The organism is Acinetobacter sp. Leaf130, assembly GCF_001423205.1.
In the GTDB taxonomy this organism is placed as follows: Bacteria; Pseudomonadota; Gammaproteobacteria; order Pseudomonadales; family Moraxellaceae; genus Acinetobacter; species Acinetobacter calcoaceticus.
This window is the reverse complement of record NZ_LMOE01000006.1, coordinates 253,451-280,427: the sequence shown is the minus strand read 5'-3', so window position 1 is coordinate 280,427 and position 26,977 is coordinate 253,451. Positions and strand designations below refer to the sequence as shown.

Sequence of the window (26,977 nt, the reverse complement as noted above, 5' to 3'; positions counted from 1 at the left end):
AAAATACAATACATGTCAATGTTTAATATCGTTCGTAAAGAATTCCAATATGGTCAACACACTGTTGTTTTAGAAACAGGTCGTGTTGCACGTCAAGCAAATACGGTTTTAGTTACAATGGGCGGCGTAACTGTTTTAGTTGCAGTAGTTGCTCAACCTAAAGCAAAAGCGGGTCAGGACTTCTTCCCGTTAACAGTTAACTATCAAGAAAAACAATATGCTGCGGGTCGTATCCCAGGTGGTTATGGTAAACGTGAAGGTCGTCAGTCTGAAGCTGAAACTTTAATTTCACGTCTTATTGACCGTCCAATTCGTCCATTGTTCCCAGAAGGTTTCTATAACGAAATCCAAGTGACAGCGACTGTTGTTTCTTCTGATAAGACTATGGATGCTGACATTGCTGCAATGATCGGTGCTTCAGCTGCAATGTCAATTGCAGCTGTTCCATTCCGTGGTCCAATAGCAGGCGCACGTGTTGGTTTAATCAACGGCGAATACATTCTTAACCCAACCCACGAACAATTGAAAGAAAGTGATCTTGATCTTGTGGTTGCAGGTACTGAATCTGCGGTACTGATGGTTGAATCTGAAGCGAAAGAACTTTCAGAAGACCAAATGTTAGGCGCTGTACTTTTCGGTCATGACGAAATGCAAATTGCTGTTCAAGCAATTAAAGAATTTGCTGCTGCTGCTGGTGCAGTTGAATCAACTTGGGTTGCTCCAAGCAAAAACGAAGCTCTTCTTGAGCAATTAAAAGCAGCTTTCGAAGCTAAAATTTCTGAAGCATATACGATTGCGGTTAAACAAGATCGTTATGCAGCACTTGATGCACTTTATGCAGAAGCTGTAGCTCAGTTCGTTCCTGAAAATGACGAAACTGGTATTGCTGACGAAGTAAACGAATTATTTGAAGAACTTAAATACCGTACAGTACGTGACAACATCTTGTCAGGTAAACCACGTATTGATGGCCGTGATACTAAAACTGTTCGTGGTATCGACGTTCAAGTTGGCGTATTAGATCGCGCACACGGTTCTGCATTATTTACACGTGGTGAAACTCAGGCGTTGGTAACAACAACTTTGGGTAATACTCGTGATGCATTAATGGTTGATACATTGTCAGGTACGAAAACTGACAACTTCATGTTGCACTACAACTTCCCTGCATACTCTGTAGGTGAAACTGGCCGTGAATCTGGTCCTAAGCGTCGTGAAATTGGTCATGGGCGTTTAGCACGTCGTGGTGTTCAAGCAGTTCTTCCTGCTGCTGACCGCTTCCCATATGTTATTCGTATTGTATCTGACATTACTGAATCTAACGGTTCATCTTCAATGGCTTCTGTATGTGGTGCGTCATTATCACTTATGGATGCGGGTGTTCCACTTAAAGCACCAGTTGCTGGTATCGCAATGGGCTTAGTGAAAGAAGGTGAGCGTTTTGCAGTACTTTCTGACATCTTAGGTGACGAAGATCACTTAGGTGATATGGACTTTAAAGTAGCAGGTTCTGCAAACGGTATTACTGCACTTCAAATGGACATCAAGATTGAAGGTATTACTGAAGAAATTATGGAAGTTGCATTAAACCAAGCATTTGCTGGTCGTATGCACATCCTTAACGAAATGAATAAAGTCATTTCACGTGCTCGTCCTGAAATCAGCGCTCATGCACCGACATTTGAAGTCATTAACATCAATCCAGACAAAATCCGTGATGTTATTGGTAAAGGCGGTGCAACGATTCGTGCCATTACTGAAGAAACTAAAGCTGCAATTGATATTGAAGATAACGGTACAGTTCGCGTATTTGGTGAAACTAAAGCTGCTGCTCGTGCTGCGATTGCAAAAATTCAAGCACTTACTGCTGAAGTTGAACCAGGTAAGATCTATGACGGTAAAGTAATCCGTATTGTAGAATTCGGTGCGTTTGTAAACATCATGCCGGGTACTGATGGTCTTCTTCACATTTCGCAAATTTCAAATGAACGTATTGCGAACGTAACTGATGTTCTTAAAGAAGGTCAGGAAGTGAAAGTACAAGTTGCTGATGTTGATAATCGTGGTCGTATTAAATTGACTATGAAAGACATTGAACAAGCATAATTGTTCTAGTGACATGAAAAAGTCCGCTTGATGCGGACTTTTTTTATGGCATGATGCAAGTAATACAAAAACAGATCATCGTGGTATGCAGGTTTATTACTTTTATCGCCATCAAGCTGAGGGCTATGTCTTTTTAAGCCGTGAACAGCATAGTGAACATGTTCTAGAGTTTTTCTGGATTGATAGTCTCCGAACGGATGTGGTCAATCATAATGAAGAATGGCAACAAGAGATTCAAAAGCTTTCAGGCGTAGTTATTAATGAGTTTCATATGCGGGATATTTCGAATATTGAACATCCTTGCGCCTTTGACACGCTTGAAGAATATGACTTACTGATTTTTAAAAAGCTGGTTACGCCTGATGATGAAATTAAACATGCTGAATCCCAAGACAGTGTTTTTGGTTTGGCGACTACACCAATTAGCTTTATTTTGACACCAGATGTGCTGATTAGTGTGCGTGAGCCGGGAAACAAGTCTATTGAAAATTATATTCAACGTCTTGATAACATTTTATGTAGAACTTTAGAAGAGCAAAATAAAACCCGTAAATTACCAAATTCACCGATCGATTTATCATTACGGTTGTTAAACAGCATGATTGATGGCTATCTCGATATTCGCTCGCCATTGACGAGAAGAGTCGAACATTGGCAACAGCAATTGCTTCAGGGTAATCGTCGTTTTAAACAATGGCATCAACTATTTCATGAGAATATGGCATTTCAGCAAGTAGAAAATCTATGCGAGGAGCAAATTGAAAGCTTGCAAGAGTTTAGAGATGAAATCGTAGAAAATTACCACCATGTGATTGGCAAGCATATCCACAATTCACAAGATATTTTACTGGTACGTTTAAATGATTTAATGAGTCATGTTGAACGTATTCAAAAACATACATTACGGTTGCGTAGCGCCATTCAGTCTGCAATTGATCTGCATTTTTCAGCCATTGCGAACCAGACCAATGAAAACATGCGGATTCTTGCCATTATCACCGCCGTTTTTGCACCTCTTACCCTTTTAACGGGTATTTATGGAATGAATTTTGAGTTTATTCCAGGTCTTAAGTCACCAGTTGGTTTCTGGATTATGCTAGGGGTCATGCTGCTGAGCACCATTGTACTGTTGTACTATTTCTATCGACAGCATTTGGTGGGGCGAGGTGAACGAAGTGTCATTGATTTGTTGGCCCAGCAACACCGTCAAGATCGGATGAATTTATTTTGGTTTTTGGAATATGAACCGATTAAGCAGACTTTGAAGGAAGTGGAGAAGATTACTCGGTTGAAATAATTTTTTATTTTTGCACGACGGAGTCTTCTCATTAATATATCAAATAGTTATAGCTAATTCGTTACTTTGGTTTTGCCCAAAGTAACCAAAGGCATTTGTCATCCTTAGAACCTGTTCACTATCAGCATCTAACTAATTTTATTGCAAAAACAATATTATTTAGATAATGGGCAGGCTAAGGATGACCTTTAGCTCAAGCTATGCTTCAAAAATCTTAATGAAAATGCTTCAACTGTTTTCTAAGTTGTTGTACTTCATCAATCAAATCTAACATCACTGCAACTGCTGCCAAACTTGCATCAAAGTCACGTTGTAGACGATAAGCTTTACGAGCACGAGAGACATCTTCGCCCATAAACTGATGGGTTTCAGGTGCGGTATTGACCGATAAAATATCATATTCAATTAGTTGAATAATCCAGTCGGGACTTTGACCACAAGCTTGAGCGAATTGTTGTAGATCAAATGTGGATTGTTCATCAACGACCTCAGCACTAAAGGTATGGCCGTCATATACAATTTCTCGATAATGAATGGTTGTCATAATCTTGCTCCCTAATGAGATGAACGAGGTTCGAATGAAGCAAAGGCTTCTGCCAGTTGCTGATAGGCTTGTTTTTCTTTTTCAGAATGTGCAGGTGGAAATACAATATTTAAGATTAAGTATAGATGCCCTGGTGTTTTATTAGGTATCCCTTTGTCTTTTAAACGTAGCTGTTGTCCTTGTTTTGCATTGTGAGGTAAATTAACGTTTAAAGGTCCAGCTGGTGTTTTTACTTCAATACCTTGACCTAACGCTGCTTCCCACGGAGCTACATCTACAGTCAAATATACATCACTGCCTTCGACATGAACGCGGTCTGTATCTTTATACTGGATTTCAATATAGAGATCGCCGTTAGCACCGCCATTGATACCACTTTGTCCTTGTCCACTTAATCGGATTTGCTGACCTTCTTTCATACCTTTTGGTATTTTGACTTGAAGGGTTTTACGTTGAACTTCAGGTTCGCCATAAGCATTTACGGTCGGAATTTGCAGGGTAATTTGTTGCGTTGATCCATGATAGGCAATATCAAGATCGACCTCTATGCTGGCATGTTGATCTTCACCGCGATAACTACGCTGTTGCCTCTGGTGTTGTTGACCACCACCAAATCCTGCACCAAAGCGACCAAATAAATCTTCAAAACCGCTAAAGTCTGCTTGCTCACCACCTGTAAAGCCTTGGCGGTAAAACTGTGCACCATCGAAGCCACCTTGCGCAGCGCCTTGACCAAAGTTATTAAAACCTTGTGGGTGGTCAAGCATCTGGTCATATTCGGTTTTTTTTTCGGTGTTACTTAGCGTGTCGTAGGCGACATTAATAGCCTGCATTTTTGCTTCAGCATCTTTTTCTTTGCTGATGTCAGGATGATATTTACGAGCTAATTTTCGATAAGCTTTCTTAATTTCATCAGCAGAGGCTTCTCGAGAAACCCCCAATTCTTCATAATAATTTTTGGCCATAATGTTTTATCAGGATGGTGTGGTTTATTTCATTATGAAACGATTTTTAGAGTTTTCAATAAGCTAGATTGTATAAGTGTTGTTTTATTGAAAATAAGATTGAGAGAAAGAGGTATAGATGGAGTAGGGCTATACCTCTCATTAGCTAGATAAAAGTTTGGTACAAGCCGTAAATAGCAATCAATAGAAGTAATAGGCCGCAAAGCCCTAATATTTTTGGATATAAATGGCTATTAGAAAGACGGCGGAAAAATACATAAACCAGAGATAAAGTTAAGAAGTCTAAAACAATCCATGTCAGGGTGAGTATAGTTAAACTTAGGTTGAGCTGTGGTGTAATAGAAACAAATTGGGGAAAGAAAGCAGAGAAGAAAATAATATCTTTCGGGTTGGATATTCCGACAAAAAAGCCCTTTTTGAAGCCACCATTTTGTGCTGAAACTGTTTGTATCGCTTCTGGGTGAGGTGCCTGAATGACTTCTTTAAGAATAGTGAAACCTAAATATCCAATATATACACAGCCTAAGATACGGATAATATTGAGATAACTATCGTTAACACTCAGTACTCCCTTTAAAACGAGTACTGAAATAAAAATTAAAATAAGTGAGGCTAAATTGGTCCCAAAAATCGTTTCAAGAGCCTTTCTATATCCACCTTTAAGTCCAGCGCTTGCAACTAAAATCATGACAGGGCCGGGGGTAGCAATCATAATAATGACGCTAAAAATAAAGAGAAAATAATCAAAATAATTCATGGAATATAAGAATCTTACTTATTGGGCTATAAAGTAATCTTATATTATCTTATTTAAAATAAGATATTGAAAACGATCATCAAAAAATAAGGATAAATAAAAAGGCGGTATATCCGCCTTTTTATAAAGTTTAACTACTAACTCAAATGTTCACCAAATAACGCTAAAGCTTCTTCAGCGGTAAAGGTATATTGCGTATTACAGAACTGACAGTCCATACGAATAGGGTTCTGTTCTTCTAACGTTTCATGAACAGCATCTACACCAATTTGAATCAGCGCATTAGCACAGCGTTCTTTTGAACATGTACAGCCGAATTTGAGTGCTTCAACTTCTGGTAAACGAACCTCTTCTTCGTTATATAAACGATATAAGATCTCGGTTGCATCTAAATTGGTGAGCTCTTCAGCTTTTAATGTTTCGGTCAACATGGTCAAGCGGGGCCATAAATCTTCATCAACCAACTTTTGCTCTTCGTCATCATGACGTGGTAAAAGCTGAATGAGTAAACCACCAGAGCGCTTAGCAGTACTCGCTAGCACAATTCGAGTTGGAATTTGTGCAGATAAGTCGTAATACTGCATGAGGCAACCGGCTAAATTTGCCTGATCAAGAGGTACAATGCCTTGGTAACGCTCGCCAAATTCCGGTTCAATATTGATAAATAAAACGGGATTAACTAAAGCGCCGAGAACTGTGCTGCTGTCTGTTGCTTCAATGAAGCGTGGATCACTTTCATAATCGGCTAAAGCACGAACTTCACCTAAATGATTACATTCAGCCATTGCCCATTTAAAGGTGCCGCTAGCCTGGATTTGCAAGCTGATACGACCTTTGATTTTTAATGTACTTGCAAGTAATGCAGTCGCACTCAACATTTCACCTAGCAAAATTTTAACGGCAGGCATATAGTCACGTTGAGCTAAAATAGTTTGTAGTGCTTCTTCTAGATGAACTACTTCCCCACGAACTGGAAAGTTCTCAATATAAAAGCGTTGGCGTAAATCAGACATAATATTCTCCAGGGCCCTAAGTAGATTATAACAATTTAGTTTTAAGCAAGCTTAGGGAATGCAGCGAAGCCGCAAGTAGAACAAAGGACAGCTTGGTGTCCATTGTCCAATTATTTAGGCAATGTGAATAAGTCCTTAATATAGCCATTTTTTGAAATCTCAAGTTATTCTAGATGATCTCTTGTAATATCAATGCGATTTGGCTGTAAATGACGCTTTAAATTCACATCGTGTTTTGACGTGGCTTGTTGTTGAGCATCACTTTCAAATAGATGTTCAAGTTCGGCTAAAGCGTTACGATGCGTCTCAAAGATCTTTTGTTCATCAGTATAAATACTTTGCTGTTGTATGAGCAATTTCTCATCATAGTCACGAAAGATTTCGATATTGTTATAGGCTTGCTCGTCAGAGATCCCGAGTTCTCGTAAGGCCCGATAAGCCATTCCTAATGAAGATAAATACGTCTCACGCCAAATATATTCAACACCTAAATCTCTTAAGAGATGTACATGATGGCGATCACGAGCGCGAGCCAATAGCTTTAAGTTTGGATAATTTAATCTGAGATGACGTGCCACATTCATAGAATCTTCGACATCATCAATCGCTAAAATAAATACTTTGGCTTTTTCAATACCCGCAGAACGCAGTAAATCTGGTTGGGTCACATCACCATAATAAAGTGATCCACCATATCGTCTGACAAAGTCGACTTGATGAAGATTGTTATCAATTGCGGTAAACCCTAGATGTTGCAGGCGGGCAATACGCGCAATAATTTGCCCAAACCGACCAAAACCAGCAATGATAATCGGGTTATCCTGCTGAGGAATTTCATCATACTCAGGTGGACGTTCCTTATTAAACAGAGGAATCACCTGAGTTGCCATAATCCAGTAAATCACTGGCGTGAGTACCATCGACAAAGTCACAATAAGCGTCACAGGTTCTAATAAAGCTTGAGTTAAAATCTTTTCACTTTTAGCTAAGCTTAAAATGACGAAAGCAAACTCACCGCCTTGAGCTAAACAAGTTCCTAATAGTAGGCTGTTATTCCAACTGTATTTTTTATAGCGTGCAATGGTGGTCAATATCAGTGTTTTAATGACCAGTAAGCCGATTGCTCCACCAATAATAAGCCACGGCATTTCAATCAATAGTGACAGTTGAGTAGTCATACCCACGGTCATAAAGAATAAGCCAAGTAGTAGGCCTTTAAACGGTGCAATACTGGCTTCAACTTCGTGACGAAATTCGGAATCTGCTAATAATACGCCTGTGAGGAAAGCACCTAATGTCGTGCTAATACCTAACGTATCCATCAGCAAAACGACAGCAAGAATAATAAATAATCCTACCGCCGTAATGAGTTCAGTTGCTCCACTTTTGGCAACAAAACGGAAAAATGGACGCATCACATAACGACTAAATAGAAATAGACCAGTGAATGTTGCGATGATAGCCGCAAAATAAGCCACACCATGATGGGTAGATTCTGTTCCTGCCAATAATGGAATGATGGCAAGTAAGGGAATCGCCGCTATATCTTGAAAGAGTAAAATCGAAAAAGACTGCTGACCATAAGTCGTGTTGAGTTGCTGCTTTTCAGTCAGAAGCTGCAATACAAAAGCGGTGGAAGACAGTGCAAGGGCAAAACCAATGACAAAGCTGACAGAAAGCTGCTGCTTAAAGAGTAATAGTATGATCAGCATAAGTACGCCACCGCTAATGAGGACTTGCAGACTTCCCATTACAAAAATAGAGTCACGCATTTCCCACAACCGCTGTGGTCTTAGTTCTAAACCAATCAGGAACATCAATAAAATGACACCGAATTCGGCAAGTTCCATAATCGCTTCAGGGTCATGTGCAATATTTAAAACACTAGGACCTAGAAGTATTCCTGTAAATAAATAACCTAAAACTGTTGCTATCCCTAGGCGTTTGCCAAGAGGGACTAAAATCAGAGAAGCTCCAAGAAAGATTGTTGCTTGCAGTAGGAATGACATTCATTGCCTCGAATGTATTAGTCTCTTTTAAGTGTAAAGCCAAAAAGGCTTCTTCACACCATGATATTCAAATCATCTAATTAAATTCTTGTGGATCGACATCAATTGATAGCCTGAGCTGATGCTGTCTTGGGGCATGAACCAATTGAGACCACCATTGTCTTAAGTAAAAATGTAGACGGGCACGGTCGGCAGATAAAATCACCATGTGTGCACGATAGCGTCCCGCTTTACGTTCCATCGGCGCTGGAATAGGTCCCCAAATATCAACAATCTCACCTGCAACTTGGCGAAGTTGCTCAGCAGCTTCATTTAAAAAATGCAAGGTATAGTCTCGGTCCTTCGACTCTGCACGTATGAGTACTGCATAGCGATAAGGCGGTAGCAAAGCAACTTTACGTTCAGCCAATGTTTGTTTGGCAACCGCGCGATAGTCTTTTTCGATGAGTGTGGTTAGGAGTGGGTGATCTGGCCTTAATGTTTGCAAATAGACATGACCTTTATGCTCACCACGGCCTGCACGGCCAGCCACTTGAACAATCAATTGCGCAGTACGTTCTGGTGCACGGATATCGACACTAAGTAAACCCGCATCAATATCTAAAATGGCAACCAAAGTCACATGTGGGAAATGGTGACCTTTTGCCAACATTTGAGTGCCGAGTAAAATTGTTGGTTTGTTTTGATGAATACGATCATAGATTTTTTGCCAGCTTCCGACACGACTCGTACTGTCACGATCAACCCGAATCACGTCATGCTCTGGAAATAATTCTTGTAAGTGTTCTTCGACCTTAGCTGTTCCTGCACCTAAAGTTTTTAAGCTTTTTTGCTGACACTCAGGACAATGATCTGGTAAGCGATGAATGGTTCCACAGTGGTGGCAATGTAAATAAGAATAAGGCTGGGTATGCAAAGTAAAATGTGCATCACAATGTGGACAATTGGCTTGCCATCCACAGCTTTCACAAACCAGTACAGGTGCATAACCACGACGGTTTAAAAAGATTAAAACCTGTTCTTTTCTAGCTAAAGTATGTTTGATTTGTTCAATAAGAGGCTGGCTAATTCCATGCTGTTTTTTGACAATTTTAAGATCAATCAAATGCATTTTAGGCAAAAGTGCATGTCCAGCACGTTTGTTGAGTTGCAGTGAAGTTAACTTGCCAGTTTCGACCAAATAATAACTATCGATACTTGGTGTTGCCGAACCTAAAATCACTGGGCAGTTTTGTAAGTGTCCTCGGTATAGTGCGACATCACGCGCATGGTAACGGAAGCCTTCTTGTTGTTTATAAGACAGGTCATGTTCTTCATCTAAAATGATTAAGCCCAAACGTGGCAGCGGTGTATAGATCGCTGAGCGTGTCCCTAAAATAATAGATGCTTTTCCGGTCTGTGCTTGTTGCCATGCTTGTAAACGTTTGGAGTCGTTGAGGCCAGAATGCAATAAAGCAATATCACAATTAAAACGAGACTTAAAACGCGAAATGGTTTGAGGGGTTAAACCAATTTCAGGCACCAAAACCAGTACTTGTTTACCTTGCTTCAGCACCTCGTGCATGATGTGTAAATAAACTTCAGTTTTACCGCTACCCGTTAAGCCATCTAGCAAAAATGCTTGGTATTGATGCTGTGCTTTAATAACCTGTTGAGTTGCTTGCTTTTGGTCTTCATTTAGCGTGAGCGGCATTTGTGCCAATTGAACAGGTGTAGGGCTAAAGTCGTGTGGTTCAAGCGTACATTCAACCAAACCTTTCTTTTCTAGCGCTTTAAGTGTTGCAGTTTCTACGCCACTTAAATTGAGAATGTTCTCTGTTGTTCCAGAGGGATGTAACTTTAAAATCTGATAAGCATCTTGTTGCTTCACCGAACGTTTAAGCAGTGCCTCAACATTGTCGCATGGAGTAATTTTCCAGAGATGGAACAAAACGTCCATCGGTTTGCCCTGACGCAGTATAGCCGGAAGGGCGGTTTGCATGACCTCGCCAACTGGAAATTGGTAATATTGTGCAGACCATGTCAATAAACTTAAAACTTGTTCATCTAAAATAGGTTGTTCATCTAAAAGTTCAGAAATGGCTTTAAGCTGAAAGTTGCCTGTAAATGGCTCATGTGGATTCACTTTTTCAGTGATGATACCAATTAGGTTTTGTCGCCCAAATGAAATAGCGACGCGTGAGCCTACTTGAGCCCGTTCATATTGTGCTTCGGTGAGTGTATAGTCAAAAGTGTCGTACAGATGCACAGGTACGGCAACACGCACACGATAAACAACTGAATCAGGCTTTGGCGTTATGGTCATAGAGGCTCATTTCGTCAATTTTAAAAAACGGCATAGCGTCGTGAAGAGGACTTGGGTATTCTACACAGGCTATAGAATGAATATGAATGATTGCGTAGCATAGATGCAACAGCAGCGACTATTATTTTTGGAAAATTAGAACATTACCATGCCTGCATATCAATTTACTGCCATTGATGCTTCAGGGAAGCAGCAAAAAGGAGTGCTTGAGGGAGACTCAGCACGCCAGATTCGCCAACAATTACGCGATAAAGCATGGACACCAATTAGCGTTGACCCTGTTGAACAAAAAGATAAACATCAGAGTCAGGGGTTATTTCAAAAAAAGTTCAGTGCCTATGATTTGGCACTCATGACCAGACAACTTTCTGTTTTGGTTGCAGCCGCAATTCCTTTAGAAGAAGCTTTACGTGCGGTGAGCAAGCAAAGTGAAAAAGCGCATGTGCAAAATCTTTTATCGTCTGTTCGTTCGCGAGTCATGGAAGGACACTCATTGGCTCAAGGTATGCAGCAATCTGGACGTTTTCCGGACCTCTATATTGCAACAGTTGCTGCAGGTGAGCGTTCTGGACATTTAGATCTGATTTTAGATCAGCTCTCGGATTACACCGAAAACCGTTTTGCCATGCAAAAGAAAGTTCAGGGCGCCATGATTTACCCGATCATTTTAATGCTGATGTCATTTGCTATTGTCATGGGCTTAATGACTTTTGTTGTGCCAGAAATTGTTAAAACCTTTGATCAAAACAAAGATGCACTGCCGTGGATTACGGTCGCCTTAATGAAAGCGAGCGATTTTATTCGTCATGCGTGGGTGTTTATTATTATTTTTGCAGTTGTGGGAATTGTGGCATTTGTACGGTTTTTAAAAACAACAGCTGGGCATTATGCTTTTGATCGATTAACACTCAAATTGCCATTATTCGGTAAACTGTCACGTGGTATTAATTCTGCACGCTTTGCAAGTACCTTATCTATTTTGACCCGTTCAGGCGTGCCATTGGTCGATGCATTAAAAATTGGTGCAGCAGTGACCAATAACTGGGTCATCCGCGATTCAATTGCCCATGCGGCTGAGCGTGTTACAGAAGGTGGTAACTTGGGTACGCAGCTTGAGCGCAGTGGTTATTTCCCACCAATGATGGTACAAATGATTCGAAGTGGTGAGGCATCAGGTGAGCTCGACCGCATGTTAGAACGAGCATCGACCATGCAAGACCGTGAGGTTACAACATTTATTTCAACCTTACTGGCATTACTTGAACCGCTTATGCTGGTTTTAATGGCAAGCATTGTACTGGTTATTGTAATCGCGGTTATGCTGCCAATCGTAAATATGAACAATATGATTTAATAACTTTGATATTAGAGATAATGATGAAAGTAAAAAATATTCAAAGCGAAACAGCGATGGAACAACACAGTGAATCTGCGGTTTCAAATCAGTTTGACCCAACGTGCCATTCCGAGCATAGCGCTTTATTAAATGACTGCTCCTCAAGCGTAGCTTTCGGACTTGGGGCACGCTCGAACGGCGTTCGAATGAAACGTGCCTCAGGCTTTACCCTCATTGAAGTTATGGTTGTGATTGTAATTTTAGGCGTGTTAGCAGCGCTCATCGTACCAAATGTCATGGGGCGTAGTGAAAAAGCTAAAATTGATACCACCCAAATTACATTAAAAGGTGTGGCTGGTGCTTTAGATCAGTACAAGCTCGATAACGGTCATTTCCCAACAATGCAAGAAGGTGGACTAGATGCTTTAGTGAATCAGCCTGCTACAGCAAAAAACTGGATGCCGGGTGGATATGTTAAAGGTGGTTATCCTAAAGATAGTTGGAAAAATGATGTTCAATATGTAATTCCAGGTGCAGATGGTCGAGCTTTTGATTTGTACTCATTTGGAGCAGATGGCAAAGAGGGTGGTGAAGGTAATGATGCAGATATTTATTATCAACCTTAATTGAAAATATAATGGAGATTATCAATTCGGTTAAGAATATAAACTGGTAAATACGAATTGATAATCTTTCTTAATCACAAAAAATATAGTAAGTTTTTGAAATATATGAAATAAAGTTAATAGTTATATTTGAGACTTATAATAAGAATTATTCCCATATTTAATAGTTACAAGAAAGTTAAAATGTAGAGAAAAATAAGCTATATATTTAAATAAAAGCTTTGCATAATAAATAAAAAGCACTTTATTACATTAAAAGGAGAGATTAAATGAAAGCATTTCTCATAGTAGATGAACTGACTCAGTTTCATTGGGTAATGCTGAAGTCTGTCCTATTGATTTTGGGTTTATTGCCGATTGCCGAAGTTTTTTTAAAGCTATGGCTTAATACCGAAGGAAGTAGCCAAATTATGATTGGTTTCTTCGCATTAAGTATCGTGAGTGCATGGTTAATGGTGAGCTTCTTTACTGCATTAAAAGCGAGTGTCTGGCAAGCTAAACAAATATCCACTAAATATGAGCAATTGCTTTTTAAAGCCTATCGTTATGTACCAATGGTCTTTCTATCGAGTTTAGTTGCTTATTTATCTTTGCAATTATCGATCGCTTTTTAATAATATTTTAAAACCAAATTTTTAGATAAAACGTAGACTGAATATCTACGTTTTATTTTTTAATTTAAGCAGGCTGTTGTACTAGCATTGCTGTAATTTTACGAACGATAGGCAGGATGAAAAGTAGCGTTGGGAAAGCAATTAACCAAGAAATAGCCCATGCAGACATCCATACATAAATGGAAAATTCTTCTAATCCCAAACTTCGTAATGTACTAATCATTGAAACCACAAACGTCATAATGATCGATAGAAGAAAGGGTAAAACAATAGATGTATAGCGATTTGGAAGTTTTTTAAAACTAAACAATGATTTTGAGTTTTGCATTTTTGACTCCGTAAACCAACAAACGCCAGTGCCATTCAAAAATATAAAAATATTTTGAACAAATAGCTCCAAGCATTGTTGGAGGTATGTTGGCACGTTGATTGACGTAAACGTTTACGGCTTTTTGATGAGCAGATTTAATTTAGCACGAATTTTGAAAACTGGAAATAAAAAGAGAGTGTTTCTTTATTTGTACATATTATATGCTTCAAATCAGATATTTAAGCACATGAGAAAAAGTAAATGGAACAAATCGAGTGGAATGATTTTTTTAAAGTAGAGCTTCGCGTGGGTAAAATTATTGAAGCTGAAGTTTTCGAAAAGGCACGTAAACCTGCCTATATTTTGCATGTAGATTTTGGTGAAGAGTTAGGGGTACGTAAATCGAGTGCACAGATTACTAAACTCTATCAGTCACAAGATTTAGTTGGTAAGCTGGTGGTTGCTGTAGTGAATTTCCCTAAAAAACAAATCGGACCTATTCAGTCAGAATGTTTGGTGACAGGGTTTCATAATGCAGATGGTGATGTAGCACTTTGTATCCCAGAGTTTGAAGTGCCTCTGGGTACAAAGTTATTGTAAGTTAGCGGCGGGATTTAAAAGAAACGTCAACTTTACGTGGACGATAAACCCAACCTAAAATCAGCAGTAATACTGCAAATCCTAAAATTGGATAATCACCTAAACGGTTATAAAGCGTTTGACCTTGCATGGCTGGTAAATCACCTCTCAAGACAAACTCTTTATCGATCGGTGCTTGTTCTGTGATATGACCATTTTGATCAATAAAGGCTGTTACACCTGTATTGGTTGCACGGATAAACCAGCGGCCATTTTCTTTAGCTCGCATTTGTACCATTTGTAAATGTTGCAATGGCCCAGCAGTGCCAGTAAACCAAGCGTCATTAGATACAGTCACTAAAAAGTCGCTGTCTTCTGCATTACGTCGGGTGAGGTTTGGATAAGCCACTTCATAACAAATCGCAGCGGCAAGCGCGTGCCCTTTAATCATAAGTGGTTTTTGGTCCCTCTCGCCACGTGTAAAACCGCTCATGCTAATATCATTTTGCATGGCTGGTAATACCCAAGAGAGTAGACCTGAAAGAGGGATGTATTCACCAAACGGAACAAGACGCTGCTTTTTATATAGACCACTGGAATCGCTTCCAGAAGCCATAATACTGTTGTAATACAGTGGGCTACCAACTTCATGTGATTTGGTAACATCCCAGTAAGGAATTCCGGTTACCCATGCAGTGTGGTTCTTTTTAGCTTGTGCATCCATTGCATCCAAAAACGGTTCGATATCGGTTTGGAAGAGTGGAATTGAAGATTCAGGCCATACAATTAAGTCACGGCCCCATTCAGATTGAGTCAAACCAGCATAAATTTCTAATGTTCTAACTTGATATTCGGTTAGCCATTTTAAATCTTGTGGAATGTTACCTTGAATGAGTGAAACACTAAGCGGCTTGGCAGCTTTAGGTTTTACAAACTGTATATATGATGCTCCCCACGCGCCCAAAACTAACAGGGCAGAAGGGATAACCCAGAAAATACGCTTACGTAGAACTTCAACTAAAGCACAGGCTAATACAATGACGACGAAGGAAATTGCATAAATACCGAATAGAGGCGCATAACCATCGAGTAAACGTTCGGTAAAAGCATAACCCACAAACAGCCATGGAAAACCTGTAAATACCCAAGTTTTTGCCCACTCGAAAACAATCCAGAGTGGTGCGAAAGTCAGTGGTGTTTCAGGGAAGAAACGTCGGTAAACCCAAGTCTGGAATGCGGTAAACAGGCCCATCACAAGGGCCATAATGGCAATCATACAAACGCTTAGAAACGCATTGGTATCGCCATATACATGGATGGACGTGTAGAGCCAGAAAGCTCCCACAAACCATAAACCAAAGCCATAACTCCAGCCAATAGCAAAAGCTTGTTTGGCTGAGCGTTTATGTAATGATGCATAGAGTAGGGCTGGAGATAATATTGCCAACCACCACCAATAATAAGGTGCCAGTGAAAAACTGAATACGGCACCTGAAAATAAAGCAATGAGTAAAGGAAAAATTAAAGGAAGCTGTTTTTGTTGTTGCGAAGAATCTAACAGCTTTTCAAAGTATGCTCTCATTGACGTACAGCTCGAATCAGATGAATAGTGCGGGCATCTGCTTCAACAATTGTAAATAACCAATTTCCAAGCTCAACAGTTTGACCTTGTAAATCACTTACCAGACCAATCTCTTGAAGCAATAAACCGCCGACAGTTTCTACTTCATCGTCAGAAAAATCAGCATCTAAAACAGTATTGAAATGTTCAATTGGTGTAAGTGCTTGCACCATCCATGCATTTGCTACCGTATGGTCATTGTCAGGAACAATGTACTGAGCATCTTCATCAGCAGTGTCATGTTCGTCTTCGATTTCGCCAACGATCTCTTCAAGAATATCTTCAAGCGTAACAAGACCAGCCGTTGAACCATATTCATCAATCACAATCGCAATGTGAGTCTGAGTATGTTTCAACATGCGTAGTACCTGATCGGAACGCGCACTTTCTGGAACAAATAAAGGTTGACGCATCAGAACTCGAATATCCACTTTGGTATTCGGTTCAGTTAGAAATGGCAACAAATCTTTTGCGAGCAAAATCCCGACAACATTATCAGGCTGATCAGAAGAGAAGACTGGAAAGCGTGAGTGAGCAGACTCGACCAGTACATCAAGAATATCAAGTAACTGATCATCTTCTTGCAAACTGATCATTGCTGTACGTGGTGTCATGACTTCACGAATTTTTGTAGCAGGAAGGTCAAGAACACCTTCAAGCATGGCAACAGTATCTGGTTCTAAAAAGCGGCGTGAATTTTGGACTAATTTTAATAATTCATCACGGGTTTCTGGTGCTGTACCTAACCATTTACGTAAGCCTCGCATTCCCCACGATGGACTTGGTTCCTCTTGCATGATCTTTCCTAAAGACTCAATCTATCAAATGAATACTTTGAATCATACCGAAGAAAAGATGCATATGCATCTATAAAACCAGCTAAAAGACAAAACGCATATTGTTATGTAAAAGCCAGTTACAGTTAACAGGTCAGTAATTTGTTTATGCTAAAATGTGAAAATTCTATTTGTTCGAGTTTGTTATGTCGGAACAATCCATTTCACCTACTGTCCAAATTAATACACGTGGTTTACGTTGTCCTGAACCTGTCATGATGTTGCATCAAGCCATCCGCAAATCTAAATCTGGCGATGTGGTTGAAGTCTTCGCAACAGACAATTCGACTTCGTGGGATATTCCTAAATTTTGTATGCATTTAGGCCATGAGTTGCTTTTGCAAGAAGAACGCTTAGATGAAAATGGTCATAAAGAATTTCATTACTTAGTGAAGAAAGGGTAATAGAATAATAAGGCTTCTAATAAAAACTATTAGAAGCCATTAATAATTCAAATTTAATTTGAAATGATAATTTTTTACAAATAAGAATCATTATATAATCTATAAAATGATGTATATAAATGACGTATAAAAATGAATGATTATTTTGTGAAACGAAGCTTATTTATTTGTCTTTGGTTTTTCTGTATTGCTGGTTTATTAAATCTAGAAACCGCTTGGTTATCTGAAACTCTTGCCACCATTATTTTAGTTACTATTATTATTTTGGGGTCAATTCTATTGGGTTATAGAAATACATCTTTTGCTCCCGAACCAAAAATAAAGATGAGTCTGATTTTACATACAAGGTTTATGGGGTTCATGTTAATTCTTGATTTATTACTTGGTAAATCGGTTTGGTACTTCGATTTAGCTCGAAACTTTGGTTTTCTTGGCCTATTTTTATTAGGCACATTTATTTTTTATAAAAAGAATCTCAATTTAAACGTAGCAAAAATACCGCCTTTTCAATAAGCGAATTCCAATAAAAAGCCCCGAATAATCGGGGCTTTTTTGTATTACATGTTTGGATAGTTTGGACCACCACCACCTTCAGGTGTTACCCATGTGATGTTTTGAGATGGGTCTTTAATGTCACAGGTCTTACAGTGAACACAGTTCGCTGCGTTAATCTGGAAGCGTTTAGAACCATCATTATCTTCCATGATTTCGTAAACACCAGCTGGGCAGTAGCGCTGAGCAGGCTCATCCCATTTCGGTAAGTTCACATTCACTGGAATTGAAGCATCAGTCAGCTTCAAGTGAGCTGGCTGGTTTTCTTCATGAACCGTGTTTGAAATAAACACAGAAGATAAGCGGTCAAAAGTCAACTTGCCATCTGGTTTTGGATAGTTTGGCTTGAAGCTGGTTGCATCAACCGTTTTCAATGCAGCGAAGTCTTGCTTCAAGTCATGCAAAGTAAATGGAACTTTAAAGACATTCTGGTCAATAAAGTTAAATGCACCACCAATCCACTGACCAAATTTATGCATCGCTGGACCAAAGTTACGAGAGTTGTAAAGCTCTTCTTTTAACCAGCTGTTGTTAAATTTGTCAGTGTATGACGTTAATTCTTTAGTGAATAAATCTTCGCCTTCGGTAACACGTGCAATCGCAAGGTCACCGCCTTTTTCTACACCCGCAGCAATCGCTTCAAATACAGCTTCACCACACAACATGCCTGATTTCATGGCAGTATGTGAGCCTTTGATTTTTGCAAAGTTTAAGAAACCTGCATCATCACCAATCAAGCAACCGCCTGGGAAAGTCAATTTAGGTAATGAGTTGAAACCGCCTTTCACTACAGCACGTGCGCCGTAAGAAATACGTTTACCACCTTCTAAAAACTGTTTAATCAGTGGGTGAGTTTTCCAGCGCTGCATTTCCATAAATGGATACATGTGTGGATTTTCATAAGACAAGTCCACAATCATACCCAAAGTTACTTGGTTGTTTTCAGCGTGGTATAACCACCAGCCACCAGAAGAAGCTGTTTCAGCCAATGGCCAGCCTGCACCGTGCATGACTAAGCCCGGTTTATGTTTTGCAGGATCGATTTCCCAAAGCTCTTTAATCCCGATACCGTAGTGCTGTGGATCAGCATCTTTATCAAGGTTATATTTAGCAATCAGGCGCTTACCTAAGTGACCACGGCAACCTTCAGCAAAGAGGGTGTATTTAGCGTGAAGTTCATAGCCTGGTGTAAAGTTATGCGTTGGTTCGCCATCTTTACCAATACCCATGTCACCAGTTTGAATACCTTTTACAGTACCGTCTTCGTGGTAAAGCACTTCAGATGCAGCAAAGCCAGGGAAGATAGATACTTCTAATTCTTCAGCTTTTTGGCCTAACCAGCGAACCACGTTACCTAAAGAGATAACATAGTTGCCATCGTTATGCATGGTTTTAGGAACCATCCAGTGAGGCACTTCTTTAGATGTGGTGTCTGATAACAAGAAGAAAGTTTTATCTTCAGTTACAGGTACGTTTAAAGGCGCACCTTCTTCCTTCCAGTTCGGGAAAAGTTCGTTGATGGCACGTGGCTCAAGCACAGCACCAGACAAGATATGCGCACCTACTTCAGAGCCTTTTTCAACTACACAAACAGAAAGATCGGGTAAGTTATTTTCAATCGCTAATTGACGGATCTTAATCGCAGCAGATAGACCTGCAGGTCCTGCACCTACGATGACAACGTCAAACTCCATCGATTCACGTTCGATGTGTTCCATGTAGGACTCCTCAATACTTAAAGGTGGCAACCGTCATATTCAGAAATTCGGTGCTGCCGTGAGTGTTTTAATCCATAGGCGCAAATATGCTATTGTGCCTTTTATCGTTTTGGCTAGTATAGTTTTAAACCATGATCTAGCCAATTGGCTGAGTCGTCATATTTTTTCGTCAGCAAGGCATAAACTATGGTAAATCAAAATAATTCCCCATCGGATATGGGAAAAATACCGTTATCTGATGATAAAAACTTAATGAACATTGCACAATACTTAAAAGGTGTACAGCAAAGTCACAAAAGGTCAATTCCACCTTTAGAGCAGTGGCATCCAAAGCATTGCGGCAAAATGGATTTGACGGTTAAAGCCAATGGAGAATGGTGGCACGAAGGTCAATTGATTAAGCGCCAAGCCCTATTAGATCTATTTACCAAAGTCCTATGGAAAGAAGAGGGTAAATTCTACCTGAAAACCCCCGTAGAACAAATTGAAATTGAGGTCGAAGATGAACCTTTATTAGTCAATCAGGTAGATCAAGTTGAAATTTCAGGTGATCAATTTTTACAACTGACCACGACGAATCAAGATGTGATTTTGGTCGATGCTGAACATCCAATTTTTATGCGTGAATATGAGGGGGAATTGCGTCCTTATGTGCATGTGCGTTTTGGAGTTAATGCCCTTATTCAACGTCAGTCTTTTTATCATTTAGTGAACTATGGAACACTCATCGAAAATGATAATGGTGAAACCATTTTAGAGTTAAAAAGTGGTAATTTGCTCTTGCAATTAGGCACTTGAGGTTTAAGCTTTAGGAAGTGAAAATTTCCGACACTTCAGTACAGCCATGACAGCCATGACAGCCATACAACCTCTATTTACCGATCTAGAACCTATGCCTAACGCATCTGCGGATGCTCCAATTGGTATTTTTGATTCGGGAATTGGAGGAATGTCAGTTGCAGCAGAAATTGCCAGATATTTGCCAAACGAACGTATTGTTTATTATGCCGATACTGCCTATGTTCCTTATGGTCCACGTTCCGATGACGAAATTAGGGAACTCACTGCTCGTGCTGTCGATTGGTTATACCGTCAGGGTTGCAAAATTGCGGTTGTAGCATGCAATACTGCTTCAGCATTTAGTCTTGATCATTTACGCGAGCATTATGGTGAACACTTTCCAATTGTTGGGTTAGTTCCAGCATTAAAACCTGCCGTATTGCAAACACGCTCTAAAGTGGTTGCTGTATTGGCGACACCTGCTACTTTTCGAGGACAACTCATTAAAGATGTTGTTGAAAAGTTTGCTGTTCCAGCAGGTGTTAAAGTGATGACTTTAACCAATCTCGAACTTGTTCCTTGTGTGGAAGCAGGGCAGCAAATGGGGGAGGCATGTTTAAATGCATTAAAAGAGGTTTTACAGCCTGCCGCTGAGCAAGGTGCAGATTATTTAGTGCTCGGTTGTACTCATTATCCTTTCTTAAATGAAGCAATTCATCATCTTTTTGATAACCAATTCACACTGGTTGATTCCGGATTAGCAGTAGCCCGACAAACAGCCCGTATTTTAATAAAAAATGCGTTATTATGTGACCAAATAGGTCAGAATGTTGCACGTATTGAATGTTATGTCAGCGGAAATAATGCTGAGGCACTGCAACCTGTTTTACAACATATGATTCCACAAGAGTTAACTTGGACACTGCATAATCTGAACTAGTTTTTTGGCATCGTTTAGAAAGTAGTGTTTTTTAGATTTATTATTTTATTTGGGGCGGTTCATGATCTTGGCTGATATTAAGTCAAGTACAGGTCATGGAGCGAAAGGGTATTGTTATGCTCGATACACGCTATCAGATTTTTATTTCAACGTCTGGCCGCGATATGCAGCCAGAGCGAATGGTTTTGTCTCAAACTTTGGTGGGGATGGGTTTCTTTGCTTGGGGATTAGAGCATCGAACACCTTTAACCACTACACTTGCACGTCGACAGATTGATGAATGTGATTATGTAATCCTACTTTTAGGCAGCCAGTATGGAGAACAAGCGATTTCTGGTGTGAGTTATCTGTCTTTAGAATATGAATATGCGTTAAGTCAGGCGAAACCTATTATTGTGTTCATGCATGAGCAGCCAGAAAATCGTGAAATAGATTTACAAGAAACACATCCACAACTTAAAGATAAATTTCTCGCATTTAGAAAAAAATTATTACACGAAGCAGAGCATATTTTTTACTTTAAAACTCCACGTGAACTGGAGTTGGCTGTCCGTTTAAATATCCCTTTAATGGTTGAGCAACATATGGGACAAGGTTGGGTTCCTGCTCATCAAGCTCAACAGTTACAAGATGAAATTAAGCTATTAAAAAGTAAAATTTTGCAGTTAGAACAGCGAGTAATAGAGCCATCAATACAGTTAAACGAAGTTGCACCGCAAGATATTTTTGCATTTGAATATCAGATTCAAGTATTTCAGGATGGCAACTTTAAAGAGCTTAAGCGTCAACGACAAATGACTTGGTCTCAGTTGTTAAGCGTGCTGGCAAAGCGCTTTGAAACAGCGATGCCAGAAGAGAATTTTGCAGCTTGTCTGAATGAATATTTAAATCAGGCTGGCTTAGAAGATGCTCGTCAGGAATTACCGCGAGCACATGCGGTGGCCTGTGCACAGATTAATCACAAGGCACTGTTTCGAATTAAAAATCAAATGCAATCGCAAGGCTGGATTGTTCCAACCCAGACTGAACAATCATATGGCTTATGGAAACTAACCACTAAAGCTCAAAAGATATTGCTGAGCTATAAATGGAATCATCGGGGCATTCGATTAAAAGCTTAGAGCGATTCAATTTATATATGACAATGAAAACTGTTACATTAGTGTCATAAGATGAACTGAAAGGCATTTAGACATGTCGTTTGAACAAAAACCGAAAGTTACTGTCATTTTAGCGAATTTAGGCACACCAGATGAGGCGACTGTGCCTGCGGTGCGCCGTTTTTTAAAACAGTTTTTATCTGATTCACGCGTGATTGAAATACCGAAACTGATCTGGTGGATAATTTTAAATCTGTTTGTTTTGCCTTTTCGCCCGAAAAGAGTGGCGCATGCGTATGCTTCGGTATGGTCCGCAGATTCGCCAATGCGTGAAATTGTGTTTGAGCAAACCAAACGTGTGCAGGCTTATTTAGAGCGTGAAAATAAACAGTTTGATTTAACTGTTTTACCTGCAATGACTTATGGAAATCCGGGGATTGATGCAGTTTTAGAAAAACTAGCAACTAATCCGCAAGAACATGTCATTTTATTGCCTTTGTTTCCTCAGTATTCCGCAACATCTACAGCGCCGTTATACGACGCGTTTGCCAAATGGATTCCTAAACAGCGGAATTTGCCGGGGCTGACGATTATTAAAGACTATTATCAGCATCCAATGTTTATTCAGGCATTGGCAGAAAGCGTTTTAGCCTACCAAGAGCAGCATGGTACGGCTGAAAAACTATTGATGTCATTTCATGGAATTCCACAGCCATATGCAGACAAAGGTGACCCTTATGCAGACCGTTGTCGCATCACAGCAAAGTTAGTCGCTGAAGCTTTACATTTAAAAGATGATGAATGGGCGATTAGCTTCCAGTCACGTTTTGGGAAACAAGAATGGGTGAAACCTTATACAGACCAGCTATTACAAGATTGGGCGAAGCAAGGTATTAAGTCCGTTCAGGTGTTAAGTCCTGCTTTTTCTGCCGATTGTCTAGAAACGCTTGAAGAATTAGCGATTCAAAATGCTGAACTATTTCAACAAGCAGGCGGTGGAAGCTATGCTTATATTCCAGCTTTAAATAGCGATCAGGCTCATATTGATTTGCTTGCAGGTTTAGTTCAGGCTAATCTTGATGCCCTTACTTATACCTTAGCCCACCGTTAATTGTGTTTTAGCCAGAGGTTTTTATGCTGCAAGTCAAAATTGTTCCCGTTACTGCATTTGCCCAAAATTGTTCCCTTGTTTGGGACAGTGAAACGAAAGAAGCAGTTTTGATTGATGCTGGTGGCGACGCTGCTGTTTTGAAAAAAGAAGTAGAAGCCTTAGGTCTAAAAGTGAAGGCTCTGTGGCTAACTCATGGGCATTTAGACCATGCTGGAGCAGTGGGTGAGCTTGCTAAAGAATGGAGCGTTCCAGTTATTGGTCCACATAAAGAAGATCAGTTCTGGTTAGACATGATTCAGGAAGTATCAGCACGGTATGGCTTCCCAATTCCGCAGCCTGTTAAAGTCGATCAATGGCTTGAAGGTGGCGAAGTGCTAAAACTTGGTGAAGATGAGTTTGAGGTGCGCTTTGCACCGGGGCATACACCAGGACATGTTGTTTTCTATAATAAAAATCATGGCTTACTTTGGACGGGCGATGTTCTATTTAAAGGTTCGATTGGAAGAACAGACTTCCCGCGTGGCAATCATGATCAGTTAATTGAATCGATTAAACGTGAATGTTTTAGTTTGCCAGATGATACTCAGTTTATTTCTGGACATGGCCCGATGAGTACCATTGGCTATGAAAAACAATTTAACCCGTTTGTCGCTGGTAAAGCAGGTTAATCCTCATAATCATCTTCATTTTGACTACCCTTGTTTTGCTGAGGAGCATCTTGGGTAGGCAATTTATATTCATCGTTTGCCCAAGCGCCTAAATCAATTAATTTACAGCGTTCTGAGCAAAACGGACGAAACTCATTACCTTCCCAAACACTTGGTCCACCACAACGTGGGCAGGGAAATGTACGTGGCATATAGCGATATCCTCAAAGTGAAGAGAAATAGATTAGGCAAAAGTCAGGTGAGTTGTTAGACTTATGCCGATTTTTATTTAGTTTGATGTGATTATGCCGATTCGTCAATTTCAAGCACAACGTATGCAAGCGCCTCGTGATTTTACCCCAATTGAAAATACACCGATTTGTGTTGAAATTGGTGCTGGCAAGGGTAAACATGCTTTGCTCTTTAGCGGGCAACAGCCGCAGCATACGTTATATGCAATTGAACGAACCCGTGAAAAATTCTTGGCAATGCAAAAACAGCATGGTTTGGAACCAAGAGATAATTTGGTACCTGTACATGCAGATGCTTTACCTTGGGTTGTACACGCTCTACACCCTGCTCAAGTTGAACATTTCTTTATACTCTATCCAAATCCAGAACCACATAATCCGGCACAGCGTTGGTTGAATATGCCATTTTTTGAGTTCTTAATCTCACGCCTGCAAACAGGTGGAACCATTACATTGGCAAGTAATATTCCTGAATATATTGAAGAAGCAGAACAGCAGTTAATTAATGTGTGGAAGCTGCCTTATCAAAAAGAAAAAATTGCTCAAACCTCTGCACGTACTCATTTCGAAATTAAGTATTTAGAGCGTGGCGAGCTTTGTCAGCAACTCATTATGACTAAGCCTGAAGGCTACAGTACACGTTTTGATGATTTTGCGCCGCTGCAAGGGCAGACTCATGGCGAATAAGCGGGTTGCCATTATTGGGGCAGGCCCAGCAGGTCTTATGGCTGCTGAAGTATTAAGCCAATATGCTTATGACATTGATGTATATGAACAAAAGCCATCTGCTGCGCGTAAGTTTCTTATGGCGGGTAAAACAGGGTTAAATATCTCACACGTTGAACCATTAGCACAGTTTATTGAGCGTTACGACCGTTCAGAATGGTTAAAACCTTGGATTGAAAAGTGGGACGCCGTCTGGATTCAAGACTGGATGAAAAGTCTTGAAATTGAGTCTTATGTGGGTAGCTCTGGTCGTATTTTTCCTGTCGAAATGAAAGCAGCGCCTTTACTGCGTGCTTGGCTAAAACGCTTGGCAGAGCAGCAGGTTAAATTCTTTTATCGTCATCGTTGTATTGATTTGCAAGGTACAACAGTGACTTTGCAAAATCAGAATAATCAAAACACTGAAACTTTTACCCAGCAATATGATGCTGTGGTATTGGCGTGTGGGGCTGTGTCATGGTCACAATTAGGTAGTGATGGTGCATGGCAGCAATGGATTCATCAATCTAATATTGAGCCTTTCCAGCCAAGTAATGTAGGAGTGTTGCATGTTTGGTCTACTTTTATGGAAAGTTGTTTTGGTGAACCCTTAAAACGCGTCCATGCATGGGTCGATCCTAGCCAAATTACACATGGTGATATTGTGATTACTCACTATGGTTTAGAAAGTGGGGTTATTTATAAACTCGGACGTGCCTTACGAGAACAGCAAAAACAAGGACAAAGCTTAAACCTATTTTTAGATTTATTGCCTGATGTAGAGTTGTCACAGTTAGTTAAAAAATTACAGGGTGGTAAGAAACAATCTCTGACTAATATCTGGCGTAAAGCAGGATTAGATACAGCCAAAATTAACTTAATCAGAGAAGTGGTTGATAAAGTGCTATGGAGCCAACCAGACGCTATGGCTCAGCAAATCAAAGCGCTTCAAATCAAGTTGGATGGCTTTAGACCCATTGAAGAAGCGATTAGTTGTGCAGGAGGCATTAAGCAAGAAGCACTGTCCGAAAGTTTAAATCTCAAAGAAATATCAGGGGTGTTTTGCTGCGGTGAAATGCTAGATTGGGATGCACCTACAGGTGGTTATTTGCTTACAGCATGCTTTGCCACAGGGCGAGCCGCGGGAGAGGGTGTGCGTTCATTCTTGGAGCGATAAGTGCTTCATTTGGCGCTATGTTTGATAGGTGAAAAGTGTTATTTTTGAGCGATCAATAATAGGAGTTGCGATCACATGTCTCAAGCATCACCAGTCTATCAGGGAAGTTGTTTATGCCAAGGTATTCGCTATGAAATTAAAGGCGATATCGGAGATATTATTCAGTGCCACTGCCAACGATGCCGAAAAGCCAATGGAACAGCATTTGCCACGAATGCTCCTATTAAAAGTGCAGATTTTAAAATTACCCAAGGCGAAGAATTAGTCAAAAAATTTGCTGTGGAAGGTGTGTATCGTTGGTTCTGTAGTGAATGTGGTTCACCTTTGATTAGCTCGCGTGATGGACAGCCTGAACTCTATCGTTTAAGAATTGGTACTCTTGATACACTATTAGATCAAAAACCGACATTACATCTTTTTGCTGCTTCAAAAGCAGAGTGGGATTGTATTCTGGATGATTTGCCGCAGTTTGCTGAACGTCCATGATTTAAAAAAGTATATTTCAATCATCTTTTAGATGGACTAATATAATCAAAATAGGGAGATGGCATTCTTCCCTTGAAAAACCGCCGTATTGGCTAATGATGCCTACGTTACCCTCATGTATTTATATCGCTGGGTACGTAGGTTATTGCGTACTTTGCTTATTTTTGGAGTATGCGATGTCACATTTA

Annotated in this window: 27 protein-coding genes and 1 riboswitch; of the genes, 16 read left to right on the top strand and 11 right to left on the bottom strand. The window is 40.0% G+C overall.

What is annotated here, in order from left to right:
* The first annotated feature begins 18 nt into the window (after positions 1-18).
* Together pnp and ASF86_RS14350 are read left to right on the top strand one after the other, a co-directional pair.
* A complete protein-coding gene (gene pnp / locus ASF86_RS14355; protein ID WP_171252347.1) occupies positions 19-2,106 on the top strand; it encodes a polyribonucleotide nucleotidyltransferase in 2,088 nt (695 codons plus the stop codon).
* Positions 2,107-2,191: 85 nt separating this feature from the next.
* Positions 2,192-3,403, top strand: coding sequence for a magnesium transporter CorA family protein (locus tag ASF86_RS14350; RefSeq protein WP_056483084.1), 1,212 nt, complete (start codon positions 2,192-2,194; stop codon positions 3,401-3,403).
* Positions 3,404-3,617: 214 nt separating this feature from the next.
* On the opposite strand, the gene ASF86_RS14345 is transcribed toward ASF86_RS14350, so the two are convergent.
* From ASF86_RS14345 to ASF86_RS14320, 6 genes are all read right to left on the bottom strand, one after another.
* Positions 3,618-3,947, bottom strand: coding sequence for a chaperone modulator CbpM (locus ASF86_RS14345; protein WP_045436891.1), 330 nt, complete (start codon positions 3,945-3,947; stop codon positions 3,618-3,620).
* Positions 3,948-3,958: 11 nt separating this feature from the next.
* A complete protein-coding gene (locus ASF86_RS14340) occupies positions 3,959-4,912 on the bottom strand; it encodes a DnaJ C-terminal domain-containing protein (protein WP_056483081.1) in 954 nt (317 codons plus the stop codon).
* Positions 4,913-5,057: 145 nt separating this feature from the next.
* Positions 5,058-5,669 (bottom strand): LysE family translocator, encoded by a 612-nt coding sequence (locus ASF86_RS14335; protein ID WP_056483078.1) that lies wholly within the window; start codon positions 5,667-5,669, stop codon positions 5,058-5,060.
* A 137-nt stretch (positions 5,670-5,806) separates the two neighbouring features.
* Entirely contained in the window at positions 5,807-6,682 is an 876-nt protein-coding gene (hslO, locus tag ASF86_RS14330) for an Hsp33 family molecular chaperone HslO (protein WP_056483075.1), read from the bottom strand.
* Between the two features lie 164 nt (positions 6,683-6,846).
* Entirely contained in the window at positions 6,847-8,691 is a 1,845-nt protein-coding gene (locus ASF86_RS14325) for a monovalent cation:proton antiporter-2 (CPA2) family protein (RefSeq protein WP_056483072.1), read from the bottom strand.
* 76 nt (positions 8,692-8,767) lie between these two features.
* A complete protein-coding gene (locus ASF86_RS14320) occupies positions 8,768-10,996 on the bottom strand; it encodes a primosomal protein N' (RefSeq protein WP_056483069.1) in 2,229 nt (742 codons plus the stop codon).
* Positions 10,997-11,144: 148 nt separating this feature from the next.
* Here ASF86_RS14320 and gspF point away from each other — a divergent pair, with 148 nt between their 5' ends.
* The 3 genes from gspF to ASF86_RS14305 all read left to right on the top strand — a co-directional run bounded on the left by gspF (position 11,145) and on the right by ASF86_RS14305 (position 13,572).
* Positions 11,145-12,350, top strand: coding sequence for a type II secretion system inner membrane protein GspF (gene gspF, locus ASF86_RS14315; protein WP_005045048.1), 1,206 nt, complete (start codon positions 11,145-11,147; stop codon positions 12,348-12,350).
* Between the two features lie 23 nt (positions 12,351-12,373).
* Complete coding sequence (gspG, locus tag ASF86_RS14310) at positions 12,374-12,958, top strand: type II secretion system major pseudopilin GspG (RefSeq protein WP_056483066.1); 585 nt, start codon at positions 12,374-12,376, stop codon at positions 12,956-12,958.
* Between the two features lie 269 nt (positions 12,959-13,227).
* A complete protein-coding gene (locus ASF86_RS14305) occupies positions 13,228-13,572 on the top strand; it encodes a hypothetical protein (RefSeq protein ID WP_003654643.1) in 345 nt (114 codons plus the stop codon).
* Between the two features lie 64 nt (positions 13,573-13,636).
* Here the strand turns inward: ASF86_RS14305 and ASF86_RS14300 are convergent, their stop codons facing one another.
* Positions 13,637-13,900 carry a DUF2798 domain-containing protein gene (locus tag ASF86_RS14300; RefSeq protein WP_003654645.1) on the bottom strand — a complete coding sequence of 88 codons (264 nt, stop codon included), beginning with the start codon at positions 13,898-13,900 and terminating at the stop codon, positions 13,637-13,639.
* Positions 13,901-14,143: 243 nt separating this feature from the next.
* Between ASF86_RS14300 and ASF86_RS14295 the strand changes: the two genes are divergently transcribed.
* Positions 14,144-14,482 carry a tRNA-binding protein gene (locus tag ASF86_RS14295; RefSeq protein WP_056483063.1) on the top strand — a complete coding sequence of 113 codons (339 nt, stop codon included), beginning with the start codon at positions 14,144-14,146 and terminating at the stop codon, positions 14,480-14,482.
* A 1-nt stretch (position 14,483) separates the two neighbouring features.
* Here the strand turns inward: ASF86_RS14295 and lnt are convergent, their stop codons facing one another.
* Both lnt and ASF86_RS14285 read right to left on the bottom strand, forming a co-directional pair.
* Positions 14,484-16,043, bottom strand: coding sequence for an apolipoprotein N-acyltransferase (gene lnt, locus ASF86_RS14290; RefSeq protein ID WP_056483060.1), 1,560 nt, complete (start codon positions 16,041-16,043; stop codon positions 14,484-14,486).
* A complete protein-coding gene (locus ASF86_RS14285; protein ID WP_004794939.1) occupies positions 16,040-16,879 on the bottom strand; it encodes an HlyC/CorC family transporter in 840 nt (279 codons plus the stop codon). Before ASF86_RS14285 ends, lnt begins: the two co-directional genes overlap by 4 nt.
* Positions 16,880-17,064: 185 nt before the next feature.
* Here ASF86_RS14285 and tusA point away from each other — a divergent pair, with 185 nt between their 5' ends.
* Together tusA and ASF86_RS19880 are read left to right on the top strand one after the other, a co-directional pair.
* Positions 17,065-17,322 carry a sulfurtransferase TusA gene (tusA, locus tag ASF86_RS14280; protein ID WP_005037115.1) on the top strand — a complete coding sequence of 86 codons (258 nt, stop codon included), beginning with the start codon at positions 17,065-17,067 and terminating at the stop codon, positions 17,320-17,322.
* Positions 17,323-17,454: 132 nt separating this feature from the next.
* Positions 17,455-17,835: a hypothetical protein gene (locus ASF86_RS19880; protein WP_056483057.1), complete on the top strand. Its 381-nt coding sequence runs from the start codon at positions 17,455-17,457 to the stop codon at positions 17,833-17,835.
* 44 nt (positions 17,836-17,879) lie between these two features.
* On the opposite strand, the gene ASF86_RS14270 is transcribed toward ASF86_RS19880, so the two are convergent.
* A complete protein-coding gene (locus tag ASF86_RS14270) occupies positions 17,880-19,592 on the bottom strand; it encodes an electron transfer flavoprotein-ubiquinone oxidoreductase (RefSeq protein ID WP_056483055.1) in 1,713 nt (570 codons plus the stop codon).
* Between the two features lie 186 nt (positions 19,593-19,778).
* Between ASF86_RS14270 and ASF86_RS14265 the strand changes: the two genes are divergently transcribed.
* From ASF86_RS14265 to ASF86_RS14245, 5 genes are all read left to right on the top strand, one after another.
* Entirely contained in the window at positions 19,779-20,390 is a 612-nt protein-coding gene (locus tag ASF86_RS14265; protein ID WP_056483052.1) for a DUF1285 domain-containing protein, read from the top strand.
* Positions 20,391-20,445: 55 nt separating this feature from the next.
* Positions 20,446-21,312 (top strand): glutamate racemase, encoded by an 867-nt coding sequence (gene murI / locus ASF86_RS14260; RefSeq protein WP_004640924.1) that lies wholly within the window; start codon positions 20,446-20,448, stop codon positions 21,310-21,312.
* Positions 21,313-21,428: 116 nt separating this feature from the next.
* On the top strand, positions 21,429-22,433 hold the full coding sequence (locus ASF86_RS14255; protein WP_056483049.1) for a DUF4062 domain-containing protein: 1,005 nt from the start codon (positions 21,429-21,431) through the stop codon (positions 22,431-22,433).
* Positions 22,434-22,506: 73 nt separating this feature from the next.
* Positions 22,507-23,523: a ferrochelatase gene (hemH, locus tag ASF86_RS14250; protein WP_056483047.1), complete on the top strand. Its 1,017-nt coding sequence runs from the start codon at positions 22,507-22,509 to the stop codon at positions 23,521-23,523.
* A 23-nt stretch (positions 23,524-23,546) separates the two neighbouring features.
* Positions 23,547-24,191, top strand: coding sequence for an MBL fold metallo-hydrolase (locus ASF86_RS14245; RefSeq protein ID WP_005045031.1), 645 nt, complete (start codon positions 23,547-23,549; stop codon positions 24,189-24,191).
* Here ASF86_RS14245 and ASF86_RS14240 read toward each other — a convergent pair.
* On the bottom strand, positions 24,188-24,382 hold the full coding sequence (locus ASF86_RS14240) for a DNA gyrase inhibitor YacG (protein WP_003654666.1): 195 nt from the start codon (positions 24,380-24,382) through the stop codon (positions 24,188-24,190). The two genes, ASF86_RS14245 and ASF86_RS14240, sit on opposite strands and share 4 nt — an antisense overlap.
* 87 nt (positions 24,383-24,469) lie before the next feature.
* Here ASF86_RS14240 and ASF86_RS14235 point away from each other — a divergent pair, with 87 nt between their 5' ends.
* From ASF86_RS14235 to ASF86_RS14225, 3 genes are all read left to right on the top strand, one after another.
* Positions 24,470-25,108 (top strand): SAM-dependent methyltransferase, encoded by a 639-nt coding sequence (locus ASF86_RS14235; RefSeq protein ID WP_080592993.1) that lies wholly within the window; start codon positions 24,470-24,472, stop codon positions 25,106-25,108.
* Positions 25,098-26,303 (top strand): TIGR03862 family flavoprotein, encoded by a 1,206-nt coding sequence (locus ASF86_RS14230; protein WP_056483044.1) that lies wholly within the window; start codon positions 25,098-25,100, stop codon positions 26,301-26,303. The genes ASF86_RS14235 and ASF86_RS14230 overlap by 11 nt, the downstream gene beginning before the upstream one ends.
* 75 nt (positions 26,304-26,378) lie before the next feature.
* Positions 26,379-26,789: a GFA family protein gene (locus ASF86_RS14225; RefSeq protein WP_056483041.1), complete on the top strand. Its 411-nt coding sequence runs from the start codon at positions 26,379-26,381 to the stop codon at positions 26,787-26,789.
* Positions 26,790-26,834: 45 nt separating this feature from the next.
* Positions 26,835-26,901: riboswitch (Fluoride riboswitch) on the top strand.
* The last annotated feature ends 76 nt before the right edge of the window (positions 26,902-26,977 follow it).